The organism is Bacillus sp. MT94, assembly GCF_058792475.1.
In genome coordinates this window covers 1-3,977 of the sequence record NZ_JBXAEZ010000018.1, presented here as the reverse complement: position 1 = coordinate 3,977, position 3,977 = coordinate 1, and the positions used below count along the sequence as shown (strand labels likewise).

At 34.0% G+C, this 3,977-nt stretch carries 2 protein-coding genes; one reads left to right on the top strand and one right to left on the bottom strand.

Features of this window, described 5'->3' with window-relative positions:
• Positions 1-1,269: 1,269 nt before the first annotated feature.
• The gene (locus tag AC1Q51_RS27755; RefSeq protein WP_090979131.1) at positions 1,270-2,229 is read right to left on the bottom strand and encodes a proline dehydrogenase family protein; all 960 of its coding nucleotides are present in this window, start codon (positions 2,227-2,229) and stop codon (positions 1,270-1,272) included.
• 117 nt (positions 2,230-2,346) lie between these two features.
• On the opposite strand from AC1Q51_RS27755, the gene pdxR reads away from it, so the two are divergent.
• A complete protein-coding gene (gene pdxR, locus AC1Q51_RS27750; RefSeq protein WP_090979133.1) occupies positions 2,347-3,759 on the top strand; it encodes a MocR-like pyridoxine biosynthesis transcription factor PdxR in 1,413 nt (470 codons plus the stop codon).
• Positions 3,760-3,977 lie beyond the last annotated feature (218 nt).

The window sequence follows — 3,977 nt, the reverse complement described above, 5'->3', positions numbered from 1 at the left end:
AGTTAGTTTGTCTAGCATCTAAAAATAAAAATTGACGTTTCACGTTGTTTGTTTCGTTCAGTTTTCAAAGAACTACTCGGTCGCTCATTCGCGACTTCCTTATGTTAACATCTTCGTTAGCTAATGTCAACCAAGTTTTTTATTTCGTTTGTCGTCTTCTGCGTTATTGCATCGGCGACTTGTTCTATATTACACCTCTATATACTAATCGTCAATACCTTTTTATAAAGATATTCAATTTAATATTTTTATGCTCTTTTAGCTAGATACGCCACTACAAGGATCCATTACTGGAATCCCCCTTCTGCTTCTCTTTAATCTATTCTTTCAAGTTAACTTAAACCCTAGACTTAATTTGCACAGAATTTTTTACCCAACAAAACTAACAACCCGACTTTAATAAATACTAATATGTAATTAAAAAGTTATTACACTCCCTAATACTTCTTTGTTTAACACGCACTCTATTAGAAACGATTGAAGATATACGCATTCTTATAACAGACAACGATACAGAAATTCATAATAAACTCATATACTACTCTAGTTATAGAGTCCTGAGTTCCCCTTATATGAAGTAATGGTTGCTTATCTGTTTACTCGTAAATATACAGAAACATACTAATATATTTACTAACTATCCTTATGTCACTGAAATATCAACCTTATATCTCTTTCATCTTTAGCATCATCCATTTCCATACAGCCATATCCTCTTAATAAACATTTAAGATATGCTCAAGGTCCGAATAGATTAATAGCATTTCTTTTTAAACACATATACTGGATTAAAAATACGCACCTCAATTGATCAAGTGTACCAAACATGCACAAAGAGAACATTCGTTCTTTTCATTACTTCAGTTTTTATAACATTAAAAGATGTTTATCCTATACCTATATTTACGTTTGCCGCTAGAAGAACGAATCGTTCCACTAACAAAGCATTTAGTTTTATTGTTTTTAGTATATATTTTATATCTCTTCCCTTTTGAAATACATATAGAGTCATAAATTCTTTTATTTCTACCTACAACTCTAAGAATACGCAACAATAAAAACAAAATTCTGCAACAAGGTATACTACGGCTGTACAATTATAAATCATAATCTTCTTAACATCTATAGTAGTCCTGTCAGTATGTAACGCAAATATACATTGAAAAATTTCAATATAAAATGAGCCGGAATTTCTACTCTAAGAAAAATCCGGCTCTTATTTTTAGGCCACAGCCAAAATCATTTTTACATTTAGTATTAAATGTCTATTCAATATTCCCTACTCCGCTCTGCTGAAGGTGAATGTATCATATCTGTCACTGCACGATATAAATTTTCTGGATGTTCAGCTATCCGGTGACATAGATACAAGTACCACTCTTTCCCATAAGTCAAATATACTCTAGCGTTATGTCCTTTGTTTTTCAAATCTCTTAACATATCCGGACGAATTCCATATAGCATTTCTATTTCTACATTAGTTTGACTAAAATATTGACGTTGCTCCATCTCTGTAATAAGAATTTCATCATGTGTAGCTATAGATACAGGATGATTGTGTTCAACTAATTGTTCTACAATTTGAAGATACTGTTGATTTAAATCAGTTGACCTAGGCATAGCAATATCCGGAACTTCTTGATAGGCACCTTTTACAACTCTTATTTTCCCTGGATAATGAAGGAGTTCTTGAATATCATTGTTTGAGCGATATAAATGTGTCTGTATTGTTATCCCTACATTATGATATTGCTCAGTTACCTTTTTATAAATGGAAAGAATGTCCGCTGCTTTAGATGATTCTTCCATACTTATCATAAGGGTAGTTCCATGTACTTTCGCCTTCTCTGCCAACTCCATTAAATGAATATAAGATATTTCTGGATCTATAGATAACCCAATATGCGATAAATCGAGTGATACTGTTTGTTTCATAGATAGAGTACCCATGTCCCCAATAAGATTCAAAAACTCATTTTTAGCTTTATAACATTCCTCTATATCTAGAGTATTTTCCCCTATGTATTCTAGTGAAGTATGATAACCTTTTGTAATTAGTTCCTTTGCCGTCCCAATCCCCTCATGTCTCGTTTCTCCGGTGACAAAGCGTTTCGCAGCTTGTAATAATAACGCATAGAGTTCAGTAGATTGTTGTACATAGGATTTTATATGTTCATTTCGTGCAATCGATTTAAATGCCTGAGCTACTTGGAATTCTGGTTTAGTCATCACATTTTCATCCCCTTTAGAACTATTTGATCCAACTATAGCATGCTAAAATGGTTTGTATTAGTACCATTTCACCCAAACTTTTATGGTACCAATTTTGCTGAAGGGAGCATTTATATGCTTTGGATACCTATTGATCGATCGTTAGATATAAGTTTAATTCGACAGGTTTATCACCAAATACGTGAACGAATATTAAACGGAGAGCTGCAATCCGGAGAAAAACTACCATCAACACGGGAATTATCTTCTGAGTTAGGGGTGTCTAGGAACGTAATTTTAGAAGCTTATGATCAATTATTTTCCGAAGGTTTTTTGGTCACTCAGCAAGGAGCCGGGACATTCATTGCAGAAGGGACATATTTAGAACAACGTAAAAAATTAACTCTAATTGATTCTTTATCTTGGTGCGAAGAAAGAAACAAAGACAGTAATATCATTAATTTCCGTTCAGGGATACCAGCATTAGACTTATTTCCACGTAAGGGATGGGCAAAGTTATCCCACACTATATGGAATGAAACACCTCCTTCTACATTTGGATACGATATTCCCGAAGGGCGCCCCGAATTAAGAAAGGTTTTATCACGCTATTTACTAAAAACAAGAGGAGTTTTTTGTCATCCAGAACAATTGGTGATTACTTCCGGTGCAACTCAAGCTTTAACACTTGTTTCTAAGTTACTTTTATCACCAGGTGACGAAGTACTAATAGAAGATCCCATCACCAATGACATTCAAACAATTTTTAAAAATTCAGGAGCCTTACTTTCTCCTATACCGGTTGATGATAATGGAATGGATACATCTTTGCTGCCTGCAAATAAAAATCCAAAATTCATCTTCATTACTCCTTCTCATCAGTTTCCTTTAGGTGGAACGTTACCGATTCAACGACGGGTTCAATTGATTAACTACTCAAGAAAAACAAATTGTTATCTTATTGAAGATGATTATGACAGTGAGTTTCGATATGAAGGTTCACCTGTAAGTTCATTACAGGGATTGGATCCCGAACGTGTTATATATATAGGTTCATTTAGTAAAATTTTATCACCGGCCCTTAGGATGGGATACTTAGTTCTTCCCTCACACCTTATTGAAAAATGTCGCAGGGTAAAATGGTTTTCCGATCTACATACACCTTCTTTAAATCAGCTTGTCCTTGCTAAATTTATTGCCGAAGGTTATTTGGAACGGCATATTATGAAGATGAAAAAAATCTATAAAAATCGAAGAGACTTCCTTATCCAGCAATTAAAATCAGCATTCTCAAATAAAATCAATATTTTTGGTTATTCTACAGGATTACACCTGATTGTTGAATTCAATCAAGTTCAATTCACACAAGAATTACTTGAGAAAACCCAACAACTCGGAGTGAAGGTATATCCTGTGGAAGACCACGCCATTGAAAAAGGAAAACATCACAATCGAATTATTATAGGGTATGGACATTTAACAACTGAAGAAATAAAAGAGGGTGTGAGTAGGCTACAGAGGGCAATACCTCGTATATATTCTTGTTAACAAATAGACTTTAAAGCTCAAAATTAAAGAGCCTAAAAAACTCAGCCTTATTTTTCTGAAGGTATGCTAAAACAAAGCTATTTCTTACTAGATAAACGTACTCATAGAGCCGATATTAATTACACGCTTATTTCATTAAACACAAAAAAGACGAGTCATTCTGACTCGTCTTAAAGTTGCTTGGCGACGTCCTACTCTCACAGGGACAAGGTCCCAAC

What these genes read in the sequence shown, in the direction of transcription:
- pdxR (WP_090979133.1), top strand. Translation starts at nt 2,347, where the DNA reads ATGCTTTGGATACCTATTGATCGATCGTTAGATATAAGTTTAATTCGA.
- AC1Q51_RS27755 (WP_090979131.1), bottom strand. Translation starts at nt 2,229, where the DNA reads ATGACTAAACCAGAATTCCAAGTAGCTCAGGCATTTAAATCGATTGCA.